This is a genomic window from Pseudomonas sp. GZJR-8, assembly GCF_002916705.1.
Taxonomy (GTDB): Bacteria; Pseudomonadota; Gammaproteobacteria; order Pseudomonadales; family Pseudomonadaceae; genus Aquipseudomonas; species Aquipseudomonas synxantha_A.
In genome coordinates, this window is record NZ_JXSI01000016.1 from 56,639 (window position 1) to 79,133 (window position 22,495).

Sequence of the window (22,495 nt, forward strand, 5' to 3'; positions counted from 1 at the left end):
TGTCCTGAACGTGGCTAACGCCCGTCAGGATTCACCTTCCTTGCGGGCACTGTTTGTTACTATCGCCATCCCTTGCCAACAGGAGTCACCGGCCCATGCAACACCAGTGGGATGAAATGCACCGCACCCGCAAGCCCACATTCGTTCTATGTGGCGAGCCCCAGGGGGATGTGCTCAATCTCTATGTTCACGGTTATTCGGCCTTCTTCAACCGCCAGCAACTGAGCAATTTCAAGGCACAACTGGCGGGTATCGAAGGCTCGACCAACCTGATGCTGTTCTGGCCGGCGGGGCACTTTCTGGAAAACTTGTTCGCGCCGTTCAAGGATGTGATCGCTTCGATGCTTGGCGGTGGTGGCCTGGGCGCAGCGACGGTGGGCGTCGGTAGGGCGATTGCCTATTTTCTTGACCATTACAAAAGTGTCGAGGCGCGGGTCGATGAAGTGGCCAGGACCTTGTTGCCTGAACTGGCCGGCTACCTGCACGACGAGGCGCTGCCGGTGCGGCGCATCAACCTGATCGGTCATTCCCTGGGCGCACGTATTCTGGTCAAGAGTCTGTTGGCCAGCCCCGATATCGCCCGCGAGCTGCCGTTGAATAACCTGTTGCTGATGGGCGGGGCGATCTGTACGTCAAGCCCTTGGGATGACGTGTCGGCGCCGCTCAAGGGCCGGCTGATCAACTGCTATTCCAGCAAGGACTGGGCGCTGGCCTTGAAGCCGGATAGCGAGCGCTGCATCGGCCGTTATGCGATTGACGTTACGCCTGCACTCAAGACCAAGGTCACCAATGTGCATCTGGCCAGCTTCGATCATGCCGCTTATTGGCCGCAATTGAAGACGGTGGTGCAGTACACCGACTTGCTGCAGGAGCGCCGTGGCCTGATCCGCGCCGACCTGCGCAGCAGCGAAGTGCGCTTTGCCGAAGAAGATGCAGAGCTGTTTCCGGTGCTGGTGCAGGCGCGTCCTGAAGAGCTGAAGTTCCTCGCCGAGCTGATGGCGCAAAAGCGCAGTGCCTCGATCGACGCCAGTGTGCGTGAACCGCTGAAACTGGCCATCGAGTTGCAGCGCATGGGCGGTGACAGCTTCATGAACCTGGCCCGTGGTCACGGGGTGAGCTATCGCCAGATTGCCGAGGAGGTGGCGCAACGCCTGGGCATCAAGTTCGACGAGCCACTTCAAAGCGTGGCGCTGGCGGATATCGAAGCGCAGGTCGCTGAAAAACTGATCGAGCAGTACAAGGACAAACTCAGCCGCACCGACCGTCAGGCGTTCGACGCCGAACTCAAGGCTGCGGCGCAAAAAGAGCAGGGGCTGTTCACGCGCTTCGATGTGGGCCGCTCGGCCACCACAGCCTTGAGCGGCACCGCGCTGGCCGGGCTGACCGGGTTTATCCTGCGTCGGGGTGCAGCCACGGCGATTCCGGTGGTGGGCCAGGCGCTGGCTGCGGCGATGTTGCTGGTCAGCGGCGTGCGAGCGTTTTCCGGCCCGGCTTATTCGATCACCACCTTGGCGGTATTGGTGGTTGGTGTGATTCGTCAGCGCATGGAGCGCGAGGCGCTGAACCAGGAGCTGGACCTGGTTGTGCAAGTGGTAGAGGCCTTTGATTTGCCGCGAGATACGGTGATGCGCACAGTCGCGTCCGACTGATAAGCTGCTGCCCAAGTCTAGTGTATTGTCTGGAATTGCGCGTGAAATTCAACCTGCCGAAAATCGCTACTGCTCCGTTCTGCCCGCCGGAAGTGGCCGGCTCTGTTGCCGTTGACCCCAAGGCTTCGTTTTTCAAACGCATGTTGATGTTCGCCGGCCCCGGCTTGTTGATCTCCATTGGCTACATGGACCCGGGCAATTGGGCGACCGCCATTGAAGCCGGTTCACGCTACGGCTACAGCCTGTTATTTGTGGTGCTGCTGGCCAGCCTTGCGGGGATGGCGGTGCAGTGCCTGTGCTCACGGCTGGGCATCGCCACTGGCAAGGACCTGGCGCAGCTGTGCCGCGAGCGTTACAGCAAGCGCTCCTCACGTACCCAGTGGCTGCTGGCGGAAATCTCCATCATCGCCACCGATCTTGCCGAAGTGCTCGGTTGCGCCCTGGCGTTTCACCTGCTGCTTGGCGTGTCGCTGACCACCGGCATTGTCATCACTGCCTTCGACACGCTGTTGATCCTGGCCCTGCAAAACCGCGGTTTCCGCCGCCTTGAAGCGATCATGCTGGCGCTGGTGGCGACCATCGGCGTGTGCTTCTTTATCGAACTGGTGCTGATCAAACCCTACTGGCCGGACGTGCTCAGCGGTTTCACGCCTTCACTGTCGGCGATCAGCGACGCGGCGCCGTTGTACCTGGCGATCGGCATCCTTGGCGCCACGGTCATGCCCCATAACCTCTACCTGCACACCTCCATCGTGCAGACGCGCCTGATCGGCAAGGACCTGGCGAGCAAGCAGGACGCGGTCAAGCTGGCGCGTATCGACACCATCGGTTCCCTGGCTCTGGCACTGTTGGTCAACGCAGCGATCCTGGTGCTGGCCGCTGCGGCGTTCTACAAGACGGGCCATACCGATGTGGTGGAAATCCAGGACGCCTATCATCTGCTCGACCCACTGGTAGGTGGCGCCTTCGCCAGCATCCTGTTCGGTATCGCGTTGCTGGCGTCTGGGCAGAGTTCGACCTTTACCGGCACCATTGCCGGGCAAGTGATCATGGAGGGCTACCTGAACCTGCGCATACCCTGCTGGCAACGCCGCCTGATCACTCGCGGACTGGCGTTGATCCCGGCGTTCCTTGGGGTATGGCTGATGGGCGACGATGCCATCGGCAAGCTGCTGATTCTCAGCCAGGTGGTACTCAGCCTGCAGTTGCCGTTCGCGCTGTATCCACTGATTCGCATGACCGGGGACAAGCAGTTGATGGGGCCGTTCGTCAATCGATTGCCCACGCGGCTGTTGGCGTGGTTCCTGTTCGCGGTGATCAGTGGGGCGAATGCGTGGTTGATTGGGCAGTGGTTGTTGGATTGATGATATAGGGCCGCTGGAATACAGGCCTACACCAACATTGCCAATGAGTCTGCGGCATTTTCAATCAGCTTGTGAGCTTTGCCGGATAGTCTGGGGTCATCGTTGAGCGCCCACAGCAGAATATGGGTATCCAGCAACAGTCTCACGAGTGGTTGCCCTCGAATGCATCCAGTAAATCGCTAGGTAGTGGCGCGTCGAAATCTTCAGGGATGACCAGCTTTCCCTTCATTGCGCCAATCCGCTGTCCGTTGGATTTACCCACGGGCACCAGCTGTGCCATTGCGCGCCCATGCTTGGCAATGGTGATGATTTTACCGGCGGCGGCATCGTCGACCAATTTGGACAGGTTGTTTTTTGCCTCACCCAGAGGAACGGTAATCATGTTGTCTTCCCCGTGTTTTGGCCAAATATAGCCAAAACTACGTGAGCTATCAAAGACGGCTCGACCACCGGCCAAAGCTGCTCGTTCCGCGCGTGATGGTTTGTAATACACGACATCCATGGCATATCTCCAAGAAAGCACAAACCAAAGTCTGCCCCAGCGATCGGTATCCAGAAATACTGGCGCGTAAAATCAGAACGGGCCTACTTTTCTTCCGAGGAATTTTCCCTCGGTGGCACCATCAACAAGGGCGGCTTCACTTACCGATCCCAATACGGCACCGTCCCAAAACACTCCACGAAATAGTCGATCACCGTACGCACTTTCAACGACAATCTCCGGCTGCCCGGCCACAGTGCGGCAATCTGCTGGGGCTCCAGGGTGGTCGCCACTTCATATTCAGTCAGCACAGCCTGCAAACTGCCGGCGCGCAGGCTTTCGCCAATCAGCCAGGACGGAAACACCACCAGGCCCAGGCCCTGTTCGGCGGCGTGGGTCAGGGTGTCGGCGTGGTTGCCGGTAATCGGGCCCTTGACGCTGTAGGAGGTCCAGTCACTTTGGCCGCGCCGGAAGAACCAGCGTTGCTGGCCCGTGATGCCTTTGTAGGCCAGGCAGTGGTGGTCGACCAGTTCGTCGGGGTGGCGCGGCGTGCCGTGTTGCGCCAGGTAGGCGGGGCTGGCGGCGATGCGAAAGCGCTGGGGCGCGAAGATGCGTGCCTGCATACCCGAATCATTGAGCACGCCAATGCGAAACAGCAGGTCGGTGCCGTCTTGCAGTGGGTCGACGAAGGTATCGGTTTGCTGGATATCCAGTTGCAGCTTCGGGTAGCGCCGGCACAGTTGCCCCAACCACGGTGAAAGATGGCGCTGGCCGAATACCATCGGCGCGTTGATACGCACCAGCCCGCTGGGCTCACTGTCTTGTTCCTGCAGGGCTTGGTTCGCCGTTTCCAGCTGCTCCAATACCAGCCGCGCGTGACGCCCCAGCAGGCGCCCGGCTTCGGTGGGGCTTACGGCGCGGGTGTGGCGGTACAGCAATTGCTGGCCGAGGGCCTGTTCCATCAGTTGAATCTGCCGCGAAATGGAGGAGGGTGCCAGGCTTTCTCGGCGGGCCACTTCGGAAAAACTGCCATGGTCGAGCACGGCGACGAACAGGCGCAGCGCCTTGAAACTCAGCTCATTCAAACCCTGCATCATCTCTCCTGGCTGTGCGTGTTGCGCAAAGGTGTTGTTTGCATGCTCCCATTTATCGCACAGGACGGCCACCGGATAATGCGCGCCATGTTTTCTTTGTCGATGCGCAGGTGATCTATGCAGGCACGTTCTATCGAAGGTGTGGCGCAGGCCAGACCTAACAAAAATTTTCTGCGGTTGCTGTTGTTGCCGTTGGTGATCCTGGCGGGCATGGGCCTGTCGGTGGAGGCTGGCCTGCTCGGGCCACTGGGCGCGCAGGTCGGGCATTTGTGGGCGACTTTGAGCATCTTTGGCGTCGGCACCGCGATTCTCCTTCTACTGCTGCTGTTCAGCGGCCCGCAGAAGGGCCCGGCGTTCACCGAACTGCCGCGCTGGCAGTTGATTGGCGGGTTCCTGGGGCCGATGTACGTGGTGGTGTTGACGCTGGCCACGCCCCATATCGGTATCGCGATGACCATGATTGCGATCCTGTCCGGCCAGGTGGGCAAGAGTGTATTGATCGACCACTTCGGTTGGTTCGGCACGGCGCGCAAGCGCGTCAATGGCGAACGCTGGATTGCGCTGGCGTTGATTGTGGCGGCATTGGTCCTGATTGCACGAGGGTAAGACGATGAATCTGATTCTGTTATTGGTGGTGGTGATTGCGGCAGGGGCGGTGTTGAGTGTGCAGGCCGCGATCAATGGGCGCCTGGGCCAGACGGTAGGCGTATTGCGCAGCAGCCTGCTGACCTTTGCCGTCGGTGCGCTCACCACGGCGTTGTTGATATTTTTCTTCGAGCCGGCCCAGGCCGTCAGCCTGCTGGATGTGCCGAAATGGCAATTGACCGGCGCCTTGTTCGGCGTGGTGTACATGCTGGTGATGGTCGGCGCGGTGCCTGTGGTTGGCACGGCGGTCGCCACGGTGGCGGTGATTGTCGGGCAGTTGGGCATGGGCATGCTGATCGACAACTTTGGCTGGCTGGGCAACCCGGCGATCGAATTGTCGGGCAGCCGCATCGTGGCGATGCTGTGCCTGGCGCTGGCACTGGTGTTCATGTACCGCAGCAATACCCGGGCGGCCGACTGACGGCGCTGAACCTTGGCGCTCTGCGTGGAGTCACTGCTTAAGGTGTGGCGTTCGCTGCACCGGGACGACCATGAAGAAGGAGTCTGACCATGCCAGATAAAACCTGTGCTTGCCCACACTGCAAATGCGTACTGGGTGCCGATGCGATCATGAAGGACGGTAAGGGTTATTGCTGCCAAGGCTGTGCCGAGCACCATGCCCACGGTGAGCCCTGCGCCGCCGCGACCGGCTGTGAGTGCGCCAAGTCGGCCCGCACCTGACGTGATCTACCTGCAGGCTCGGACAACCCGGGCCTGCCGGGTGAGTAAAAACAGTTCGCTTGTCGGCGGCCAGTCTTTACCATGGTCGCCTTTCCCTTGATTGACATATACCCGCCATGGCCCTGGCCGCGCCCCCCGACCTCAGTGATCAAGCCGTCCCAGTGCAGCCCCTGGCACGCACATACCCGCGTGGGTTGTATGTGGAGCCCCATCGCCATGATTGGGGCCAGTTGCTCTATGCGATGAGCGGCGTGATGTGGGTCGAGACGCCCCGTGAAGCCCTGATAGTTGCGCCGCAGCGCGCCGTGTGGTTGCCGCCGGGAGTCGAACACGGCATCCGTGTTGTCTCCGACTTGCAGATGCGCAACATCTACCTGCGCCCGGCGTTGGCGGCGACGCTGGACAGTCAGGTGCAGGTGATTGAGGTGGGCCGGTTATTGCGTGAATTGATCGTGACGTTAGTGGAGCAGGTCGATCACGCCGATGCCGGCTACTACGAGGCGCTCGTTGGCCTGGCCCTGTTGGAGCTGCAACGGGCACGCCGCTCGCAAATCCGTATCGTCATGCCGGTGGCGACTGATCGTCGGCTAAGCAGTGTATGCCGGGCGGTCATGGCTGCGCCGTCCCTGGACATCCCTTTCGAGCAGCACGCCGAAACTGTCGGTGCCAGCGTGCGCACCCTGGCGCGGTTGTTCCAGAACCACCTGGGCATGGGCTTCGCGCAGTGGCGGCGCCAAGTGCAGTTGGCGACGGCGGCGGCGGAACTGATCCAGGGCCGGTCGGTGAGCGGCATTGCTCGTGCCCTGGGGTATTCGCCCAGCAGTTTCAGCGACATGTTCCGCCGTGAACTGGGTGTATCGCCTTCGCAGTACGCGGGTTGGCCGAAATCCTGAAGCACTTGGCCGATGCCGACCTCAGGCGCGCTTTAAGCTGAGCCCATCAATCAACTGGGTCTAGCCTCCATGAACTATCTGATTTCCCTGGCCATCGGCCTGTTTGTCGGCGTGATCTACGGCGCGCTGGGCTTCCGTTCGCCCGCACCGCCGGCCATTGCTCTGGTGGGGCTGATGGGCATGCTGCTCGGCGAACAGTTGTGGCCCATGGGGCGGCAGTTGGTCAGCGGTTGGTTGTCCTGATCCTTTTCTTCTTCGACGGATGCCTTTAATGAAAGCACTACAATTTAGCGCCAGTGGCGACCTCGCCGACCTGCGCCTGGTCGATGTTGCCACGCCCGTACCGTCTGCCGATGAAGTGCTGGTCCAGGTCAAAGCCGCCGGTCTGAACCCCAGCGATGTGAAAAACGTACTCGGCCGGTTTCCCTACACCACGCTGCCGCGCATTCCCGGGCGTGATTTTGCCGGGGTGGTGGTCGAAGGTCCGCCAGCCTTGCTCGGTCAGGAAGTCTGGGGCACCGGTCGCGACCTGGGCTTTTTTGCTGACGGCTCCCATGCCCAATACCTTCGGGTATTGGCCACAGGCGTGGTGCCCAAGCCCGGTCACTTGAGCTTCACCCAGGCCGCGAGCCTTGGCGTGCCGTATACCACGGCCTGGGATGCGCTGGAACGCAGTGGTGTGGGCAAGGGCACGCGGTTGCTGGTGATCGGCGCCAATGGTGCTGTTGGCAGCGCGGCGTTGGCACTGGCGAAGCTTCGTGGTGCGCAGGTGCTGGCAGCGGTGCGTCGCCCTGATCAGGTGGATGTCTTACAGGCGCAAGGCGTGGAGGCGATTGCCCTGGGCCAACCGCAGGAACTGGGCGTACAAGTGCACGCCGTGTTCAAGGGCGGCGCCGAGGTGATCTTCGATACCAGCGGTTTCTGGCTGCCCGCTGCAGTGGCGGGGTTGGCGCCTTTCGGCCGTATCGCAATCATTGCCGCGCCGGTCGACGGCCACGTGCAACTGCCGGCTCTGGCGCTGTATCGCAAGGGGGGGACGGTGGTAGGCGTCAACTCTTTGCTCTATAGCTGTGAGCAATGTGCGGTGATGTTAGGGGCGTTCGGGCGGTTCTTTGATGAGGGGTTGTTGCCGTTGCCCACCGGCCTGCGCGAAGTGGCGTTGGCTGATGGAGTTGAGTGTTATGAGCAAGTGAACAGCGGCAGCCCGGACAAATTCATCCTGCTGCCGTGACATCGCCTCAAATGTGGGAGGGGGTAAGCCCCTCCCACTTCAGATCTTTACTCGGCCTCGGGTACGCCTTTTTCCCACGCCGACCACTGCTTCACAATCGCCTGCACCAGCGGGTTGCCCGTGCGGTACAGGTTTTCCAGTGCCGGTACAAAGCCGCCCTGGTCCGCATACTTGAGCAAGTTGTCGACCTCGCTGTAACCCGGATAAGGCCGGTCAAAATCGGAGCCTGCGCGCACCACGGCCAGGCGCTGGATATCCACCAGGCCCTCACGGCTGGCGCGCAGCAGGGCTTCATAAGTGGAGTTGTCCTCCTGCTGGGTGGTGCAGTATTCGCCTTTATTGTCGGTGAGCAACTTGGTCCAGACTTCGGCGCGTTCGCTCAGGCGAGTGCCGGAAAACCAAGTGTTGCCCGCCAGGGTATCGCAGCGCGTGACTTGCGGCGGCTGATTGGCCGGGGCGTCGGGATAGTGCTTGCGCCAGGCGGCGGATTCTTTGCTCTCGGTCAGCTCCACCGTGTGCGACAAGGCAAACGCCTTGGCTTGCAGCTTGGGGTTGAGCTCGAATACTTCGGTCTTGTAGTCCAGCGGTGGCTTTTCGTTGGGCCCCTTGGTGTTGATGCCGATATAACCGGTCGGCCAGTCCTTGGGCGCATCCCGTGAATCCAGCTCCCACTGGGTGCCGAACTCCACCAGGTAATGGGCCCAGGCGGCGGTGCCGATGGTGCCGTGCTTGGGGCTGATACCGGCGATACCGGCGATCAGGAAATAGCTCTGGCGCAGGTCGAATTTGGGCGACAAGGCCAGGGCCAGGGTCGACGCAGCGGCGTTGGTCTGGCCCATGCCGGTTACCAGCAGGCACACGTCCTGGGTGTTGCAGCGAATCACTGGGTACTCGGCAGACAGCCCCGGCACGCGTACTTCCTGCTTGAGTTCCAGGCGGTCGATCCAGGTTTGCGCCTCGGGGGCGAACATGGTGATCAACATCACCTTGGGCTTGATCGGTGCGGGGTTATCCGCCAGCACTACGTGGGGCAGCAGAGCGAGGCCGACGGCCAGCGAGATACGAGTCAGTGCGTTCATGTACAGCTCCTTGATCAGAATTGGTAACCCACGCCGGCGTAGTAACCCCAGCCATCAGAGCGGGCGCGGAAGTTGCCTTCGCCGAAATTCAACTCGCTGCCGTCTTCCCAGTTGCCACCGTTGTGAAAGTAGCGACCCACCAGGGTAAAGCGCAGGTGGGTGAACGCGTACAGCAACACGTTGGTAGCCACCAGGGAATTGGCGGTGCGCGCCGGGTTGTCCTTGTGCAGGTCCGAGCCGAAGTCGTAGTTGGTAAAGCCGATATAGGTCAGCGAAGCACCGTTGTCGAACTTGCCGATGGGCACGATGTACTTCATCTGCGCGCGGTAGCCATCCCAGGAATATTCATTGCTGGCGCCGTAGTTTTCCCACTGGTAACGGCCATAAAAGTTAGCCGACAGGTTGACCCGCGAGTGGGTGTCGATATCGGTGCCCAGGCCGCTGTACAGGGTGTTGGCGCGGTTTTCCTTATGACTGCCGTGATCGTAAATCCAGTCGAAGGCCACATACCACTCCTTGAACGGGCCGATTGCCAGGCTGCGTCCTGCGAGGTAGTCGATGGAAATCCGCGGTTCGTGCTCCATGAACACTGGCGAGCCATGGTCCCACACACCTTTGTCATTACTGTTACCGATGGTGAGGATCTTCGGCACGTCGATGTAGCCATACAGCTCAAAGGGCCCCTTGCGGCCGAAGTATTCGTATTCCAGGTAGACATCGTCCTGAGGCTTGGGGCCGAAGCTGATGTCTTTGCTGCCGATCAGCGTCAGGTCCTGGTTGAACCACTCCGACAGGTAAACGCCTTTTTTCGCCGGTGGGCTGGCCTCAGGGCTAAGGGTTTCGCCCTGGGCTGAATCATCGACGGGCTTTTGCTGCGCCAAAATGGGGCCACTGAGTACTCCCGTAACGGCGGCCAGTAGCAGGGAAACACCAAGGCAAGCACGAGGCTTAGAGGTGGGATGCATTGAAAGTCCTTATTCGTACACGGTTTAGCCCGATTCATCGGGTAGGGCTGAACTTGGCAGCCAAGTTCGTTCCGCAAACGTTTGCACAGGCTGTACCAACTTGTGTCAATGGCTTGAACTGTTTGGAAAAAATGCGAATTAGCCGACGCTTTGGTCAGAAATCAGCGAGCGATCCTGGCTATGGGATTGAATACACGCAGTGCAGTCTGCCGCCGGTATTCGCTCGGCGTCTGGTGCATTTCGATGCGAAAGTGGCGGTTGAAATTGGACAGGTTGGCGTAGCCCACTTCAAAGCAGATATCCGCCACCGACATCTGGCTTTGCAACAACAACCGGCAGGCACGTTGCACGCGGAACTTGCGCATCAGGTCGATAAAACCGTGGCCGGTGTTGCGCTTGAAAAAACGCGAGAAGCCCGGCTCGCTCATCTCCAATTGCCGCGCAATGTCCGATAGGCGCACGTCGCCGGTCAGTTCGCGCATCAGGTAATCAAAGGCTTTGTTGATGCGATCGGCACTGCGCGCATCCAGGGTGGGTGCGTAGTACGGGCTGGCCAGGGTCTTGGCCTGTGTGGGCGAGGCGTTCTTCAGGGTGTCGAGCAGCTGCAGGAACAGGGTCAGGCGTTGCAGGCCATGGGCGCTGCCGATGGCCTCCATCAGCCGTGCCGCACTCGTTGCTGCTTCGCCGCTGAATTCAAGGCCGCATCGCGCCCGTTCAAACAACGGTTGTAGATCGCCGAGCTCAGGCAGGGTGGTGCGTAGGGCGAGGAGGGCGGCGCCGTCGAACTGCAGCACCACGTCGCGGCCGCTCAGGTATTCGCCCGGCGCCAGGTCGCCGATCCAGTCGTGGGGCAGGTCAGGACCGATCAACGCGACATGACCGGCGCTGAACGCACCAATATAGTCGCCCGCCACCAGCTTGCCGCTGCCCTGGCGGATCAGGTGAATCTCGAACTCGGGGTGGTGGTTCCAGCGCGCCAGCTCATAGGGATAGTCATGTTCGAACCAGCGAAAACCATGCTCCGGTTCGGGCAGGATCACTTCAAGCTCCGCAGGGCGGTGCTCTAACGGGCTGGCGCGGCTGATGGGCATGGTGCTGCCTCTTGTCGTTGTGCAATGGACTCAAAATACGCGCACCGGCAATCAGTGTGCTACCCCGGTTTTGCCTTGCACTGGTACTTTTTTGATCCTGGGCTTGAGGTTAAAAAAGTATCAGCCGCGCAGTCGCCAGTCGTTTGTGAGGGCCAGGCCGAGCTGCTGTAATCGAGGCACGCCCACAAAAACAACAGGTGCAATGTGCCGGCGACCCGAACTCATTTTTACAGGACACCGCGATGAAACGACTCGAAGGTAAAAGCGCGTTGATCACCGGATCGGCGCGGGGTATCGGCCGAGCATTCGCCCAGGCCTATATTGCTGAAGGCGCTACCGTTGCCATTGCCGACATCAACCTGCAACGCGCCCAGGCCACCGCCGCCGAATTGGGCCCCCAGGCTTACGCCGTGGCGATGGACGTCACCGATCAAGCTTGCATCGACGCCGCCATCGCCGCGGTCGTGGCCCATGCCGGCAAGCTGGATATCCTGATCAACAATGCTGCGCTGTTCGACCTGGCACCTATTATCGACATTACCCGCGACAGCTTTGAGCGGCTGTTCTCGATCAACGTCGCCGGCACCCTGTTCACGCTACAAGCCGCGGCCCGGCAGATGATCAGCCAGGGCCATGGCGGCAAGATCATCAACATGGCCAGCCAGGCCGGACGGCGGGGTGAACCGTTGGTAGCCGTCTATTGTGCGACCAAGGCGGCGGTGATCAGCCTGACGCAATCGGCGGGGTTGAACCTGATCAAGCAGGGCATCAACGTCAATGCCATCGCTCCGGGCGTAGTGGACGGCGAGCACTGGGACGCAGTTGATGCACTGTTTGCCAGGCATGAGGGGCTGGCACCTGGCGAGAAGAAAAAGCGGGTAGGGGATGAGGTACCGTTCGGGCGCATGGGCACGGCGCAAGATCTGACTGGAATGGCGATCTTCCTTGCGTCGAAGGAAGCCGATTATGTGGTGGCCCAGACCTACAACGTGGATGGCGGCAACTGGATGAACTGAAGCCATGCACCGTTAAAAACATGGGAGGGGCGGTGCGACGATTCGACTTGTACCCATGGCGGTGTTGCCAGCCATCTATAAAGTGACTGACACTCCGTCACCTGGGGCCTGCCACCGGAGAATCACCATGACCCTTGCGAAAACCGCCATCGCTTCATTCGACGTCGACGCGCAGAAAATCTTCACGCCTTTGTGCCCCAACGAATTGCCGGTGGTCGGTGGCGACCGCATTGGCGCCGAACTCAACTACATGGCCAGCCTCGCCGGTCATCGCATCGGCAGCAAGGACGCCCACACCCCGCACGCCCCTTGGGTGGTTGCGCAGCACAGCGAGATGTTGCAACCCACCGGCCTTGCCCACGCCGATGTCACTTGGGTCAGCCACTGCGTACCGGGCACCGAAGGCTTCACATTGCTCGACGAACTGCCAACGCCTTATGACTATGACTACTTCGTCTGGAAGGGCGTCGAACCCGACCTGCACCCTTATGGCGCCTGCTACCACGACCTGCATGACAAACTGTCCACCGGCGTCATCGAGTACCTCAAGGCCCGAGGGGTGGTGCGTGTGATCGTCGGCGGCCTGGCTTTGGACTACTGCGTCAAGACCACTGTGTTGCAGTTGCTCAAGGCCGGATTGCAAGTGGTCCTGCACCTGCCGGCGTGCCGCAGCATCAGCGAGGAGGGGGGGGTACAGGCGGTCAATGAGTTGCTCAAGGCGGGTGCTGTCATCAGTAGCACCCGCGATGAACTGGCCGCGATTGCGCAGCGCTCAAGCCTCAACGCTCAATCGAGCGACTCCACCGCGCATTCCATTCCGGCCTCGCCTGGTTAACCTGGTCCCAGTCAATTGAAATCGCCGTCTGCAAGTAACCCTGCATGGCTTCCACCCGTGCCCGGGTCTTTTCGGTGGTGGGCGTCGTCGGGTTCGACGGGATCTGGTCGCCGTCCTCCAGCGCCGGCGCCTGGGCCTCGGCGGTCAGCAAGAACGCTGCGAGTTTCTGCGCCAGTTCCGGCTGGTCATTGCGGGCGATCACGCATTCGGCCACGTTGAGAACCACCGCGCCTTCCTTGGGCTGCGCATATTCCATGGGGATGCCCAACAGCTTCTGCGTGGCGACCTGGGTCGGCGTCAGGGGGAAGAGTGCGGCTTCGTCGGTTTGCACCATCTCGGAGATCTTCGCGGAGCTGGCGATGTATTCCAGTACGTTGGGGCCGACGCTCGTAGGCCAGGCTTTGAAGCCCGGTTCTACATTGGTTTCATCGCCACCCTGGATGCGGTTGAACATCAGGAAACCGTGCAGGCCAAAGGTGGAGGAGGCCAGGGACTGGAACACCACTTTGTCCTTGAAACGCGGGTCGGCCAGGTCCATCCACGAGGTGGGTGCGGACCAGCCCTTGTCCTTGAACATCTTGGCGTTGTAACCCAGGCCGGTGACGCCCAGTGTTACGGCCACGGCTTCGTCCTTGATTCTGGCCTTGGCCGGGATCTGCTCCAGGGTCGGGCTTGGCGCGAGCTTGTCGCACAGGCCCATGGAGATCGCGCGGTACATGATGCCGTCGTCGAGGAACATGACGTGCATCTGCGGGTTGGCCTTGTTGGCCTGGACCTTGGCAAGGATGTCCGAGGAGGTGCCGGGTACGATCACCACCTTGACGTTGTTGGCTTTCTCGAAGGCGGGCAGCACCTTGTCGGCGTACACCCGTTCCATGGTACCGCCGTTCATGCCCAGATACAGCGTGGGGGCGGCATGGGCGGTGCCGGTGAGCAAGGCGAGGGACAAGCAGGATAAAGCGATGCGTGAGTGCATGGATGTTTTTCCTCTCAGGCTTGGAAACGACGGATGGAAAACGCTTCGATGGGTTGGCGGCTGGCCCCTGCGCAGACAATCTCTGCCAGGGCTTCGCCGACTGCGGGGCCGAGCTGGAACCCGGCGCCGGCGAAGCCGAAACCGTGGAGCAGGCCAGGTTGGGTGCTGCTGGGGCCGATCACCGGTTCGTGATCGGGCAAGTAACCTTCGGTGCCGCTCCAGGTCCGGATCGCCTGGGCACCCTTGAGAAATGGATAGAGTTCGCTGGCATTGCGCAGAATTTCCAGCAGCGCGGCCTGGCCTGGCCTGGCTTGCTGTGGGCCGAGGGCAAAGCCGCGACCGCCGCCGAGGATGCAGTTGCCCCTGGCGACTTGCCGCGCATAGATCCCTCCGCCCTCGACACCGGTACTGACAGTCATCACCACCGGCAGTGGTTCGGTGACCAGCATCGCCGGGTGCGCCGAGGTAATCGGTACCGGCTCGTCAAACTGTGCAGCGACACTGCCGGCCCAGGCACCGGCGCAGTTGAGCAGCCAGGGGGCTTGCAGATGCAAGCCATTGGCACAGTGCACCTGGAACTGTTGGCTGTTGTACTCGATGCCGATCACTTCGGCTTGCTCGTACACCTCGGCGCCGTGGCGTAGGGCGGCACGGGCGAAGGCAGGGGCCACTAGTCGCGGGTTGGCATGTCCGTCTTCCGGGCACAAGGAGGCACCCACTGCCACGTCGCCCACCCAGGGGAAACGCTCGCGCAACTCAGTGCGATCCAACAGCTGCAAGCCCAGGTCGAAGCCACGGGTTTGTTCGGCATACGCATGCAGCGCAGCAAAATCTACCGGGCTGCGCGCCAGCTTCAAATGCCCGCAGCGCACGTACTCGCCACTAATGCCAATCAAGCCTGGCAAGTCGGCCCACAGTTGATGGGCGCGCTGGGACAACGGTAACTGATGCAAGGGCCGGCCCTGGCGGCGCACGCCGCCATAATTGACGCCGCTGGAGTGCGAGCCACAAAAATCCCGTTCCACCAGCGCCACCCGCTGGCCTTTTCGCGCGAGTGTCAAAGCTGCCGAAGCGCCGACGATCCCGCCGCCCAGGACGATGACGTCGATCATGGTTGCCCCTCCACGCCAAACGGCAGCGGCTTGATCGGCGCTTGGCCTCGCAGGCGTCCGACTTGTTCGATGCCACGCCCGCTGCGCTGGGCGACAATTTCCGCCGTCGCCAACCCGCACATCCGTCCCTGGCAGCGGCCCATGCCAATGCGGCAATGGGCTTTGACCCGATTTATTTCCCAGTGACCCTCATCCACTACTGCCCGCACTTCACCGACGCTGACCTCTTCGCAGCGGCACAGAATCAGTTCGTCGGGGGCTTGCACAGCCCATTGTTCGGGGAAAGGGAACGCGGTTTCCAGGCCCTGACGAAAGCCCTGGATCCTCGCCAACTGCTTCTGCAGCGTATCCTGGCGGTGCTGATCGACCGTAATGCCGGCATCCTCCAGCAGCGCCAAAGCCGCATATTCGCCAGCCATCTGCGCCGCATCCGCGCCCATGATCCCTGCGCCATCGCCAGCCAGATACACCGCCTCGACGCTGCTGCGCCCAGCGCAGTCCCGCTGCGGCAACCAGGCGCGGTTGAGATTATTCCAGGCAAAGTCACAGCCGAGTAAATCCGCTAGTTGCGTTTCGCTGCGCAGGGCATGCGCGAAGGCCACCGCATCGCATTCCAGCGTCTGTTCGCCCCAGCGAATGCCGTGGACCCGTTGCTCTCCATCGATCTGCGACAGTGTTGCGCCCTGATGCACGGCAATCCCATGGGTCGTCAGCCAAGCACGGTAATACAAACCCTTTGCCAGGGTCGCCGGTTGCCTGAGCAGCGCCGGTAATGCGCGACATTGGGCACTGAACGGCGCACTGTCGAGCACGGCCAACACCTTGGCGCCCGCCTGGGCATATTGATAAGCGACGAGATAGAGCAGTGGTCCGGAACCACAAAACACTACGCGTTCGCCAATTGCGCAGCCCTGGTACTTCAAGGCGATTTGCGCCGCGCCCAGGCTGTAGACGCCCGGCAAGGTCCAGCCCGGCACCGGCAGGATGCGGTCGGTGGCGCCGGTGGCGACAATGATGCGCGAATACTCAACGCTGTCGATGCGACCGCTGGTGAGCAGGTCGAGACGGTTGTCCTCGGCGTTCCATACCAGGGTTTGCGGCCGGTAGTCGATCAACGGCGCAAGCTCGTCCATGATGCGATGCACGGTCTGCGCCTTGCTCGCTTCAAAGCCGTAGAGTTGTTTGGCCGAGCGCTGGAAGTTTGCCGGTTGGCGCCGATATATCTGCCCGCCGCCGCGCAGGTTCTCATCGATCAAGCAGGGTTTTATGCCGTGATCGAGCAGCGTACGTGCGGCAGCGATGCCCGCTGGGCCTGCGCCTACAATTGCCACGGGCTTCATGGCTGCCGTCCTGGATCGCGGCTGATCGCGTGACCTTCTTCGAGCAACGTCGAGCAGGCCCGTACGCGTCGCCCATCGGCAAGCCGTACCCAACAATCCTGGCACGCACCCATCAGGCAAAAACCGGCGCGGCGTTCGGCGCTGAAATCGCTGCCGCGCAGATGGTCGGCGCAGGTTAGCATGGCAGTCAGCAAGGTATCGCCGAGCAGCCCGGTGGCCGGCTGCCCATCAAGGGTGAACGCCAGGGCTGGGCGCTGGGTTTCGGTCAGCCGCTTGAACAGCGCCATCAATGTTTCCCCACCAGTACACGGTCCAGGCCGTAGACCCGATCGAGCAGAATCATGGTCGCTGCGGTGAGTGCGATCACCAGCGCCGATACCGCCGCCATCATTGGATCGATGGACTCAGTGGCATACACGTACATGCGCACCGGCAGGGTTTGTGTGGCAGGTGAACTGACGAAGATTGACAGGGTCACCTCATCGAAACTGTTGATGAACGCCAGCAACCAACCACCGGCCACCCCAGGCAAAATCATCGGCAAGGTGATTTGCCGGAACAACGTAAAGCGCCCGGCTCCGAGGGATTCGGCGGCCTGCTCGGCACTGCGATCAATCCCGATCGCTGCCGCCAGCACCAGGCGCAGTACATAGGGAGTGATGATCACCACGTGCGCCAGCATCAGCCAGGTAAAGCTGCCATTAACGCCCATCAACGCAAACAGGCGCAGCATCGCCACGCCCAGCACCAGGTGCGGGATGATGATCGGCGACAGAAACAGTGCACTGAAAAAGTTACGCCCGGGGAACATATAGCGACTGATCGCCAAAGCCGCCGGTACCGCGATCAAGGTCGCCAGGGACGCGGCGGTAAACGCCAGGATCAGGCTGTTATAGAAGGCCTGGATGAAGTCGGCGCGTTCGAATACGGCGCGAAACCAGCGCAGGGAAAAGCCCGATGTGGGCAGGCTCAAGGTGTTTTCCGGGGTGAACGCCACCAGGCAAACCACCACCAGCGGCGCCATCATGAACAGCACCACCAAACCATGGAAACCGAGGGCCAAAGGACCGTTTCTGGACATGCGCTTAAACCCCCAGGGACTTTTTATAGCGGCCTTCGACCATTCGGTTCCAGCTCAGCATGATCAGTAGATTGACCAACAGCAGCACCACCGCGATAGTCGCGCCCATGGGCCAGTTGAGTTCCGAGAGGTATTGGTCATACACCACAGTGGCGACCATTTTCAGACGTCGCCCGCCCAGCAGCCCTGGGATTGCGAATGAACTGGCGGCCAGGCCGAACACGATCAAGGTGCCGGACAGCACGCCGGGCATCACTTGCGGCAACACGATCTTGCGCATCACCGTGGCCTGGCTTGCGCCCAGCGACAGCGCCGCTTGTTCCGCCGAGGGGTCGAGCTTTTGCAGGGAGGTCCATACCGGGATGATCATGAACGGCAGCATCACGTGCACCAGCGCGATGATCACGGCGAACGGCGTATACAGCAGCTTCACCGGGCGCCCGCCGATGGCCTGGATCACTTGGTTGACCAGGCCATCGGCGCCGAGCAGCAAGCTCCAGCCAAACGCGCGTACCACCACGGAAATCAGAAGCGGTGTGAGGATCAGGATCAGGAAGACCGACCGCCACGGCGTACCCATGCGGCTGAGGATGTACGCCTCCGGTACCCCGATCAGCACGCACAGCAACGTTACCAGCGCACTGATCCAGAAGGTGCGCCAGAAGATCTCGTAGAAATAGGCATCGCTCAACAATGCCAGGTAGTGGTCCAGGGTCCACTGATCGGCCTTTACACCCACCTGGTAATCGAACACGTTGAAGGACAGTACCAGCGTCAAGGCCAATGGCAGGATCAGTAACCCGCCAAACAGCACCAATGCCGGTAACGAGAGCAGGTAGCCGCGACTCATGGGTGCACCTCATCGGCCGCCAGTACCCGCAGCAAATCCGCTTGCCATTGCAGGCCCACTGCCGCGCCGTTGCAAAGCGGTGCGCTGCCATCGTTGCCGCGCACCACGGTAATTTCGCCAAGGGGGGTATGGATGCGATACAGCCATTGGCTGCCGAAAAAGTAGCGGTCGAGCACCTGGCCTTGCACGCGGCCTGAACCTGCTTGTACCAATTGGATCTTTTCCGGACGCAGGCTCAGGGTCAGTTGGCCAGCGCCGCCCTGGTGACGCACTTGGGGGACACCGAGCGCGTCGTAGTCGCCGGCCAGCAGGTTGGCCTTGCCGACAAAGTCAGAGATGAAGCGCGTGCGCGGGTGTTCATAGAGTTTGTACGGCGCGTCGATCTGGGTCACGCGCCCGGCCTGCATCACGACCACGCGATCGCTGATGGAGAGCGCTTCGCCCTGGTCATGGGTGACCATTAAGGTGGTGATGCCCACCGCACATTGAATGCGGCGGATCTCGAACTGCATCTCTTCACGCAGGTTGGCGTCAAGGTTGGACAACGGTTCATCCAACAGCAGAACCGGTGGCTCGATCACCAATGCACGGGCCAGCGCGACGCGTTGGCGTTGGCCGCCGGAGAGTTCCCGAGGGTAGCGTTCGGCATGGGGGGCCAGACGCACCAGTTCGAGTACGGTCTTGACAAGGCTTGCGATCTCGGCGGCCGGTACCTTGCGCATCTTCAAGCCGAAGGCGACGTTGTCGCGCACGCTCATATGGGGAAACAGCGCATAACTTTGGAACACCACGCCCAGGCCACGACTGGCAGGCTTGGCGCGGGTGATGTCGCGACCATCGAGCAGGATCTGGCCGCTGCTCACCTCGACAAAGCCGGCGATCATTTGCAGGGTGGTGGTCTTGCCGCAGCCCGAAGGACCAAGCAGGGAAACGAATTCACCTTTTTCCACCGCGAGGTCGGTGGCAACTACTGCATCAACGGCGCCGTAGCGTTTACTCAAGGCGTTGAGTTGGAGAAATGCCATGTCTGCGTTCCACCTTTTATTCCGCCGCGCCGAAGCGCGTTTTTTTGTTTTGGGCAGATGCGAAAAGAGTGTTGCCGGTGCGTTGACGCTCGATCTTGAGTCGGCTGCCAGTTGTTGTTCGTTTCGCCCCTGTGGACGCAGATTAGAGCGAAGACTAGGATGGGCGGAAGATGGAATTTCATTCAGCGGACTACTATTTTAAGATTTATTCACTGAGCAGAATTTATGTTGATATCGAGTGATACAGATTCCATTCATCGGAATAGTAGCGGCAAGGAAGTCGGTGCTGGTGGCGTATCCCGCGTGTTTGCCTTACTACGCGCTCTGGGTGAAGTGCCCGAGGGAGGTGAACGTGTCACCCAGCTCGCCCACCGAGTTGGCCTCTCCCAGCCCACCACTCACCGCTTGCTACGCAGCCTGATGGATGAAGGCATGGTCGAGCAGGATGCGCGCAGTAAACGCTATCGCCTGAGCCTGGAGTTCTTTGCGTTGGCGGCCAATGCCGGCAAGACTGGCAACCTGCGCGATCTGGTGCGCCCAAGCCTGTTGCGCCTGAGTGCATCGTTGGGAGATTCGCTGTTCCTGCTGGCTCGCAGCGGCTTCGACGCCATTTGCCTGGACCGCAGCGAAGGCCCGTACCCGATTCGTACCTTCACCGGTGATATCGGCGGGCGCGTAGCCCTGGGGGTAGGGCAGGGCAGCCTGGCAATTCTGGCCTTTCTGCCGCAGGAAGAGCGCGAGACGGTCATCCGCTACAACCTGCCACGGCTCAAGGATTTTCATTTGTATGACGAAGTGCTGCTGCGCTCCGAAGTTGAGAACGTTCGCAATTTGGGCTACGCGGCACGCAACACCGGGGTGCTGGAAGGTATGGCGGGGTTGGCAGTGCCGATCCTCAACCGCGAGGGGCATGCGGTCGCAGCGTTGAGTGTGGCGACCATCAGTGACCGCCTGGGGCCAAGCCGATTGCCGATGGTGGTGGAGTTGCTCAAGCGCGAAGCTGCAGCAATCGGGCCACGCATCAACCCGTTCGACCCTACGTTGCGCAGGCCGTCGCAGACGTTTGGTGGATGAGTGATCTTTGCTAAAACGCATTAGCATTGGATCCACTTACGGTATAACCCTGCGACGCTTTCGTTATTCGAGGTCCCATTTTTCATGCTGACCCCTTTGCAACGCCCGCTGTGGCAGATCTATCTGATCTTTCTGGCACCGATGGTGCTGTCCAATTTTCTGCAAAGCTTTTCCGGCACCCTCAACGGTATCTATGTCGGGCAAATGCTCGGCACCCAGGCTTTGGCGGCGGTGTCGGGGATGTTCCCCATCGTGTTTTTCTTTATCGCCCTGGTGATCGGCCTGGGGGCGGGCGCCTCGGTGTTGATCGGCCAGGCGTGGGGTGCCCAGGAGACGGGGCTGGTCAAGGTGATTACCGGCGCCACCCTGACGTTGGGCGCCCTGGTGGGCCTGATTGCCGCGGTGCTGGGCAGCCTGTTTGCGCGCCCGGCCTTGCAGGCATTGGGTACGCCGCTGGATGTGCTCGACGATGCGGTGGGCTATGCCCAGATGATGATGTTGATCATGCCGCTGTTGCTGGTGTTCATCCTCTATACCCAATTGCTGCGTGGGGTGAGCGATACGATTTCACCGTTGCTGGCGTTAATGGTTTCGACCCTGGTGGGCTTGCTGCTCACGCCAGCGCTGATTCGCGGCTGGATCGGCCTGCCGCCCCTTGGCATCCAGAGTGCGGTTTACGCAGGTTTGGTGGCTAACGCCTTGGCGATGCTGTTCCTGGTGCTGCGCCTGCGGCATAAAAACCATGTGATGGCACCGGATCGCGAGCTGCTCGCGGCTTTACGCCTGGACCGCGTCATCCTCGGTAAAGTGCTGCGCATCGGCCTGCCGACAGGCTTGCAGATGGTGGTGTTGTCGTTGTCGGAATTGGTCATCCTGGCCCTGGTCAATAGCCACGGCTCCCAGGCCACGGCGGCTTATGGCGCGGTGACGCAGATCGTCAACTACGTCCAGTTCCCGGCGCTGTCGATTGCCATCACCGCCTCCATCCTCGGTGCCCAGGCGATCGGCGCCGGGCGCCTGGAGCGCATCGGGCCGATCCTGCGCACGGGGTTGGTGATCAACCTGTGCCTGACCGGGGGCCTGATTGTGCTCGGTTATGGGTTGTCGCACTGGTTGCTGGGGCTGTTCATCACTGACGACAGCGCCCGGATCAGAGCCGAACACCTGCTGCACATCATGCTCTGGAGCATCCTGGTGTTCGGCTTCCAGGCGGTGATCGGCGGCATCATGCGCGCCAGCGGCGTGGTGCTGATGCCGGTGGCAATCTCGATTTTCTGCGTGCTTTGCGTGGAGCTGCCGATGGCTTATCTGTTCAACGCACACTTCGGGCTGGAGGGGGTGTGGATGGCGTTCCCGGTGACCTACCTGGCAATGCTGGTATTGCAGACCGCGTATTACCGGCTGGTATGGCGGCATAAGCAGATCAAGCGGTTGGTTTGAGGCTGAGCCCGCGCAGTAACACCTCCAGGCCCTGCAAGCCTTCCTCCAGCCGCGCGCTCGGGTGTGCATCCCGGGCGATCCACAACGCCGTGTTGACCAGGCTGCCGTTGATCAACTGCGCCAGTGCCTGGCTGGGTGCCGGCGCCACCCATCCGGCTTGCATCAGGGCCTCCAAGAGTTGGCGCAACGACTCAACGCAGTGGTGTTGTGAGCCGGTATCCCCCAGCACCGCTGGCGCATCCTGCAACACAATGCGCTGGATTTCCGGATCCTGGGCCATGCGCAGATAAGCTCGGCAGCGTTCGCAAAACCCGCTCCAGGGCTCTATGGCCTGCGCGCTGATGCGTTGCAAGTGCTCGTCCATCTCGCTGTCGAGCTGGGCGACTACGGCTGCCAGCAAGCCTTTTTTGTCACCAAAGTGATGGTACAACGCACCGCGCGTCAGCCCGGCTTGAGCGGTAAAGTCATCCATCGAGGTATGGGCATAGCCTTGGGTGGCGAATGCCCGGCGCGCACTTGCGATCAGGCGGGCGCGAGTCTCTTCGATCATTTCGGCACGGGCTCGGCTCATGG

General features: G+C 61.1%; 25 protein-coding genes and 1 pseudogene. 12 read left to right on the plus strand and 14 right to left on the minus strand.

The genetic code is table 11. The features are described from left to right. Positions 1-95: 95 nt before the first annotated feature. Positions 96-1,649: a DUF726 domain-containing protein gene (locus TK42_RS24640; protein ID WP_103735377.1), complete on the plus strand. Its 1,554-nt coding sequence runs from the start codon at positions 96-98 to the stop codon at positions 1,647-1,649. A gap of 41 nt (positions 1,650-1,690) precedes the next feature. Then, positions 1,691-3,013, plus strand: a complete 1,323-nt coding sequence (locus TK42_RS24645) for an Nramp family divalent metal transporter (protein ID WP_078821083.1) — start codon at positions 1,691-1,693, stop codon at positions 3,011-3,013. 47 nt (positions 3,014-3,060) lie between these two features. Here TK42_RS24645 and TK42_RS27225 read toward each other — a convergent pair. The 3 genes and pseudogenes from TK42_RS27225 to TK42_RS24660 all read right to left on the minus strand — a co-directional run. Further along, a pseudogene (locus TK42_RS27225) lies at positions 3,061-3,159 on the minus strand (PIN domain nuclease); the annotation flags it as partial. Next, a complete protein-coding gene (locus TK42_RS24655; RefSeq protein ID WP_248090394.1) occupies positions 3,156-3,515 on the minus strand; it encodes a type II toxin-antitoxin system Phd/YefM family antitoxin in 360 nt (119 codons plus the stop codon). The pseudogene TK42_RS27225 and the gene TK42_RS24655, both read right to left, overlap by 4 nt. A gap of 140 nt (positions 3,516-3,655) precedes the next feature. After that, entirely contained in the window at positions 3,656-4,588 is a 933-nt protein-coding gene (locus TK42_RS24660) for a LysR family transcriptional regulator (protein WP_103735378.1), read from the minus strand. Between the two features lie 117 nt (positions 4,589-4,705). Here TK42_RS24660 and TK42_RS24665 point away from each other — a divergent pair, with 117 nt between their 5' ends. From TK42_RS24665 to TK42_RS24690, 6 genes are all read left to right on the plus strand, one after another. Next, positions 4,706-5,194 (plus strand): DMT family transporter, encoded by a 489-nt coding sequence (locus TK42_RS24665; protein ID WP_078821085.1) that lies wholly within the window; start codon positions 4,706-4,708, stop codon positions 5,192-5,194. Positions 5,195-5,198: 4 nt separating this feature from the next. Then, positions 5,199-5,654: a DMT family transporter gene (locus TK42_RS24670; RefSeq protein WP_032876352.1), complete on the plus strand. Its 456-nt coding sequence runs from the start codon at positions 5,199-5,201 to the stop codon at positions 5,652-5,654. Between the two features lie 89 nt (positions 5,655-5,743). After that, on the plus strand, positions 5,744-5,914 hold the full coding sequence (locus tag TK42_RS24675) for a metallothionein (RefSeq protein ID WP_032803483.1): 171 nt from the start codon (positions 5,744-5,746) through the stop codon (positions 5,912-5,914). 116 nt (positions 5,915-6,030) lie between these two features. After that, positions 6,031-6,807 carry a helix-turn-helix domain-containing protein gene (locus TK42_RS24680; protein ID WP_103735379.1) on the plus strand — a complete coding sequence of 259 codons (777 nt, stop codon included), beginning with the start codon at positions 6,031-6,033 and terminating at the stop codon, positions 6,805-6,807. Between the two features lie 69 nt (positions 6,808-6,876). Further along, positions 6,877-7,050, plus strand: a complete 174-nt coding sequence (locus TK42_RS24685) for a DUF1427 family protein (protein ID WP_005787598.1) — start codon at positions 6,877-6,879, stop codon at positions 7,048-7,050. 28 nt (positions 7,051-7,078) lie between these two features. After that, complete coding sequence (locus TK42_RS24690) at positions 7,079-8,038, plus strand: zinc-binding alcohol dehydrogenase family protein (protein WP_032876348.1); 960 nt, start codon at positions 7,079-7,081, stop codon at positions 8,036-8,038. Positions 8,039-8,085: 47 nt separating this feature from the next. Here TK42_RS24690 and TK42_RS24695 read toward each other — a convergent pair whose 3' ends face one another. The 3 genes from TK42_RS24695 to TK42_RS24705 form a co-directional block, all read right to left on the minus strand. Next, positions 8,086-9,117 (minus strand): purine nucleoside permease, encoded by a 1,032-nt coding sequence (locus TK42_RS24695; RefSeq protein WP_103735380.1) that lies wholly within the window; start codon positions 9,115-9,117, stop codon positions 8,086-8,088. Between the two features lie 14 nt (positions 9,118-9,131). Further along, complete coding sequence (locus tag TK42_RS24700; protein WP_005787604.1) at positions 9,132-10,082, minus strand: nucleoside-specific channel-forming protein Tsx; 951 nt, start codon at positions 10,080-10,082, stop codon at positions 9,132-9,134. 161 nt (positions 10,083-10,243) lie between these two features. After that, on the minus strand, positions 10,244-11,173 hold the full coding sequence (locus TK42_RS24705) for an AraC family transcriptional regulator (protein WP_103735381.1): 930 nt from the start codon (positions 11,171-11,173) through the stop codon (positions 10,244-10,246). A 242-nt stretch (positions 11,174-11,415) separates the two neighbouring features. Here TK42_RS24705 and TK42_RS24710 point away from each other — a divergent pair, with 242 nt between their 5' ends. Together TK42_RS24710 and TK42_RS24715 are read left to right on the plus strand one after the other, a co-directional pair. After that, a complete protein-coding gene (locus tag TK42_RS24710) occupies positions 11,416-12,189 on the plus strand; it encodes an L-iditol 2-dehydrogenase (RefSeq protein WP_032876342.1) in 774 nt (257 codons plus the stop codon). 127 nt (positions 12,190-12,316) lie between these two features. Continuing rightward, positions 12,317-13,024 carry an isochorismatase family protein gene (locus TK42_RS24715; protein WP_256584797.1) on the plus strand — a complete coding sequence of 236 codons (708 nt, stop codon included), beginning with the start codon at positions 12,317-12,319 and terminating at the stop codon, positions 13,022-13,024. Here TK42_RS24715 and TK42_RS24720 read toward each other — a convergent pair. Genes TK42_RS24720 through TK42_RS24750 form a run of 7 tightly spaced genes read right to left on the minus strand, consistent with a single transcriptional unit; the run spans position 12,969 to position 19,408 of the window. Further along, complete coding sequence (locus TK42_RS24720) at positions 12,969-14,000, minus strand: ABC transporter substrate-binding protein (RefSeq protein WP_032876340.1); 1,032 nt, start codon at positions 13,998-14,000, stop codon at positions 12,969-12,971. The two genes, TK42_RS24715 and TK42_RS24720, sit on opposite strands and share 56 nt — an antisense overlap. A gap of 14 nt (positions 14,001-14,014) precedes the next feature. Continuing rightward, complete coding sequence (locus TK42_RS24725; RefSeq protein WP_103735382.1) at positions 14,015-15,112, minus strand: FAD-binding oxidoreductase; 1,098 nt, start codon at positions 15,110-15,112, stop codon at positions 14,015-14,017. Then, complete coding sequence (locus TK42_RS24730; protein WP_103735383.1) at positions 15,109-16,452, minus strand: NAD(P)/FAD-dependent oxidoreductase; 1,344 nt, start codon at positions 16,450-16,452, stop codon at positions 15,109-15,111. Before TK42_RS24730 ends, TK42_RS24725 begins: the two co-directional genes overlap by 4 nt. Then, the gene (locus TK42_RS24735; protein ID WP_005787618.1) at positions 16,449-16,739 is read right to left on the minus strand and encodes a (2Fe-2S)-binding protein; all 291 of its coding nucleotides are present in this window, start codon (positions 16,737-16,739) and stop codon (positions 16,449-16,451) included. Before TK42_RS24735 ends, TK42_RS24730 begins: the two co-directional genes overlap by 4 nt. Beyond that, positions 16,739-17,533: an ABC transporter permease gene (locus tag TK42_RS24740; RefSeq protein ID WP_103735384.1), complete on the minus strand. Its 795-nt coding sequence runs from the start codon at positions 17,531-17,533 to the stop codon at positions 16,739-16,741. Before TK42_RS24740 ends, TK42_RS24735 begins: the two co-directional genes overlap by 1 nt. 4 nt (positions 17,534-17,537) lie before the next feature. Then, the gene (locus TK42_RS24745) at positions 17,538-18,383 is read right to left on the minus strand and encodes an ABC transporter permease (protein WP_103735385.1); all 846 of its coding nucleotides are present in this window, start codon (positions 18,381-18,383) and stop codon (positions 17,538-17,540) included. Continuing rightward, complete coding sequence (locus TK42_RS24750) at positions 18,380-19,408, minus strand: ABC transporter ATP-binding protein (RefSeq protein ID WP_032876332.1); 1,029 nt, start codon at positions 19,406-19,408, stop codon at positions 18,380-18,382. Before TK42_RS24750 ends, TK42_RS24745 begins: the two co-directional genes overlap by 4 nt. Before the next feature lie 225 nt (positions 19,409-19,633). Here TK42_RS24750 and TK42_RS24755 point away from each other — a divergent pair, with 225 nt between their 5' ends. Continuing rightward, positions 19,634-20,482: an IclR family transcriptional regulator gene (locus TK42_RS24755; RefSeq protein ID WP_103735386.1), complete on the plus strand. Its 849-nt coding sequence runs from the start codon at positions 19,634-19,636 to the stop codon at positions 20,480-20,482. Positions 20,483-20,566: 84 nt separating this feature from the next. Beyond that, on the plus strand, positions 20,567-21,922 hold the full coding sequence (locus tag TK42_RS24760; RefSeq protein WP_078821098.1) for an MATE family efflux transporter: 1,356 nt from the start codon (positions 20,567-20,569) through the stop codon (positions 21,920-21,922). Here TK42_RS24760 and TK42_RS24765 read toward each other — a convergent pair. Next, positions 21,906-22,493 (minus strand): TetR/AcrR family transcriptional regulator, encoded by a 588-nt coding sequence (locus TK42_RS24765; protein WP_103735387.1) that lies wholly within the window; start codon positions 22,491-22,493, stop codon positions 21,906-21,908. The two genes, TK42_RS24760 and TK42_RS24765, sit on opposite strands and share 17 nt — an antisense overlap. Positions 22,494-22,495 lie beyond the last annotated feature (2 nt).

Coding starts and splice junctions, on each gene's coding strand:
- TK42_RS24640 (WP_103735377.1), top strand. CDS start 96: ATGCAACACCAGTGGGATGAAATGCACCGCACCCGCAAGCCCACATTC.
- TK42_RS24655 (WP_248090394.1), bottom strand. CDS start 3,515: ATGGATGTCGTGTATTACAAACCATCACGCGCGGAACGAGCAGCTTTG.
- TK42_RS24660 (WP_103735378.1), bottom strand. CDS start 4,588: ATGCAGGGTTTGAATGAGCTGAGTTTCAAGGCGCTGCGCCTGTTCGTC.
- TK42_RS24665 (WP_078821085.1), top strand. CDS start 4,706: ATGCAGGCACGTTCTATCGAAGGTGTGGCGCAGGCCAGACCTAACAAA.
- TK42_RS24670 (WP_032876352.1), top strand. CDS start 5,199: ATGAATCTGATTCTGTTATTGGTGGTGGTGATTGCGGCAGGGGCGGTG.
- TK42_RS24675 (WP_032803483.1), top strand. CDS start 5,744: ATGCCAGATAAAACCTGTGCTTGCCCACACTGCAAATGCGTACTGGGT.
- TK42_RS24680 (WP_103735379.1), top strand. CDS start 6,031: ATGGCCCTGGCCGCGCCCCCCGACCTCAGTGATCAAGCCGTCCCAGTG.
- TK42_RS24685 (WP_005787598.1), top strand. CDS start 6,877: ATGAACTATCTGATTTCCCTGGCCATCGGCCTGTTTGTCGGCGTGATC.
- TK42_RS24690 (WP_032876348.1), top strand. CDS start 7,079: ATGAAAGCACTACAATTTAGCGCCAGTGGCGACCTCGCCGACCTGCGC.
- TK42_RS24695 (WP_103735380.1), bottom strand. CDS start 9,117: ATGAACGCACTGACTCGTATCTCGCTGGCCGTCGGCCTCGCTCTGCTG.
- TK42_RS24700 (WP_005787604.1), bottom strand. CDS start 10,082: ATGCATCCCACCTCTAAGCCTCGTGCTTGCCTTGGTGTTTCCCTGCTA.
- TK42_RS24705 (WP_103735381.1), bottom strand. CDS start 11,173: ATGCCCATCAGCCGCGCCAGCCCGTTAGAGCACCGCCCTGCGGAGCTT.
- TK42_RS24710 (WP_032876342.1), top strand. CDS start 11,416: ATGAAACGACTCGAAGGTAAAAGCGCGTTGATCACCGGATCGGCGCGG.
- TK42_RS24715 (WP_256584797.1), top strand. CDS start 12,317: ATGACCCTTGCGAAAACCGCCATCGCTTCATTCGACGTCGACGCGCAG.
- TK42_RS24720 (WP_032876340.1), bottom strand. CDS start 14,000: ATGCACTCACGCATCGCTTTATCCTGCTTGTCCCTCGCCTTGCTCACC.
- TK42_RS24725 (WP_103735382.1), bottom strand. CDS start 15,112: ATGATCGACGTCATCGTCCTGGGCGGCGGGATCGTCGGCGCTTCGGCA.
- TK42_RS24730 (WP_103735383.1), bottom strand. CDS start 16,452: ATGAAGCCCGTGGCAATTGTAGGCGCAGGCCCAGCGGGCATCGCTGCC.
- TK42_RS24735 (WP_005787618.1), bottom strand. CDS start 16,739: ATGGCGCTGTTCAAGCGGCTGACCGAAACCCAGCGCCCAGCCCTGGCG.
- TK42_RS24740 (WP_103735384.1), bottom strand. CDS start 17,533: ATGTCCAGAAACGGTCCTTTGGCCCTCGGTTTCCATGGTTTGGTGGTG.
- TK42_RS24745 (WP_103735385.1), bottom strand. CDS start 18,383: ATGAGTCGCGGCTACCTGCTCTCGTTACCGGCATTGGTGCTGTTTGGC.
- TK42_RS24750 (WP_032876332.1), bottom strand. CDS start 19,408: ATGGCATTTCTCCAACTCAACGCCTTGAGTAAACGCTACGGCGCCGTT.
- TK42_RS24755 (WP_103735386.1), top strand. CDS start 19,634: ATGTTGATATCGAGTGATACAGATTCCATTCATCGGAATAGTAGCGGC.
- TK42_RS24760 (WP_078821098.1), top strand. CDS start 20,567: ATGCTGACCCCTTTGCAACGCCCGCTGTGGCAGATCTATCTGATCTTT.
- TK42_RS24765 (WP_103735387.1), bottom strand. CDS start 22,493: ATGAGCCGAGCCCGTGCCGAAATGATCGAAGAGACTCGCGCCCGCCTG.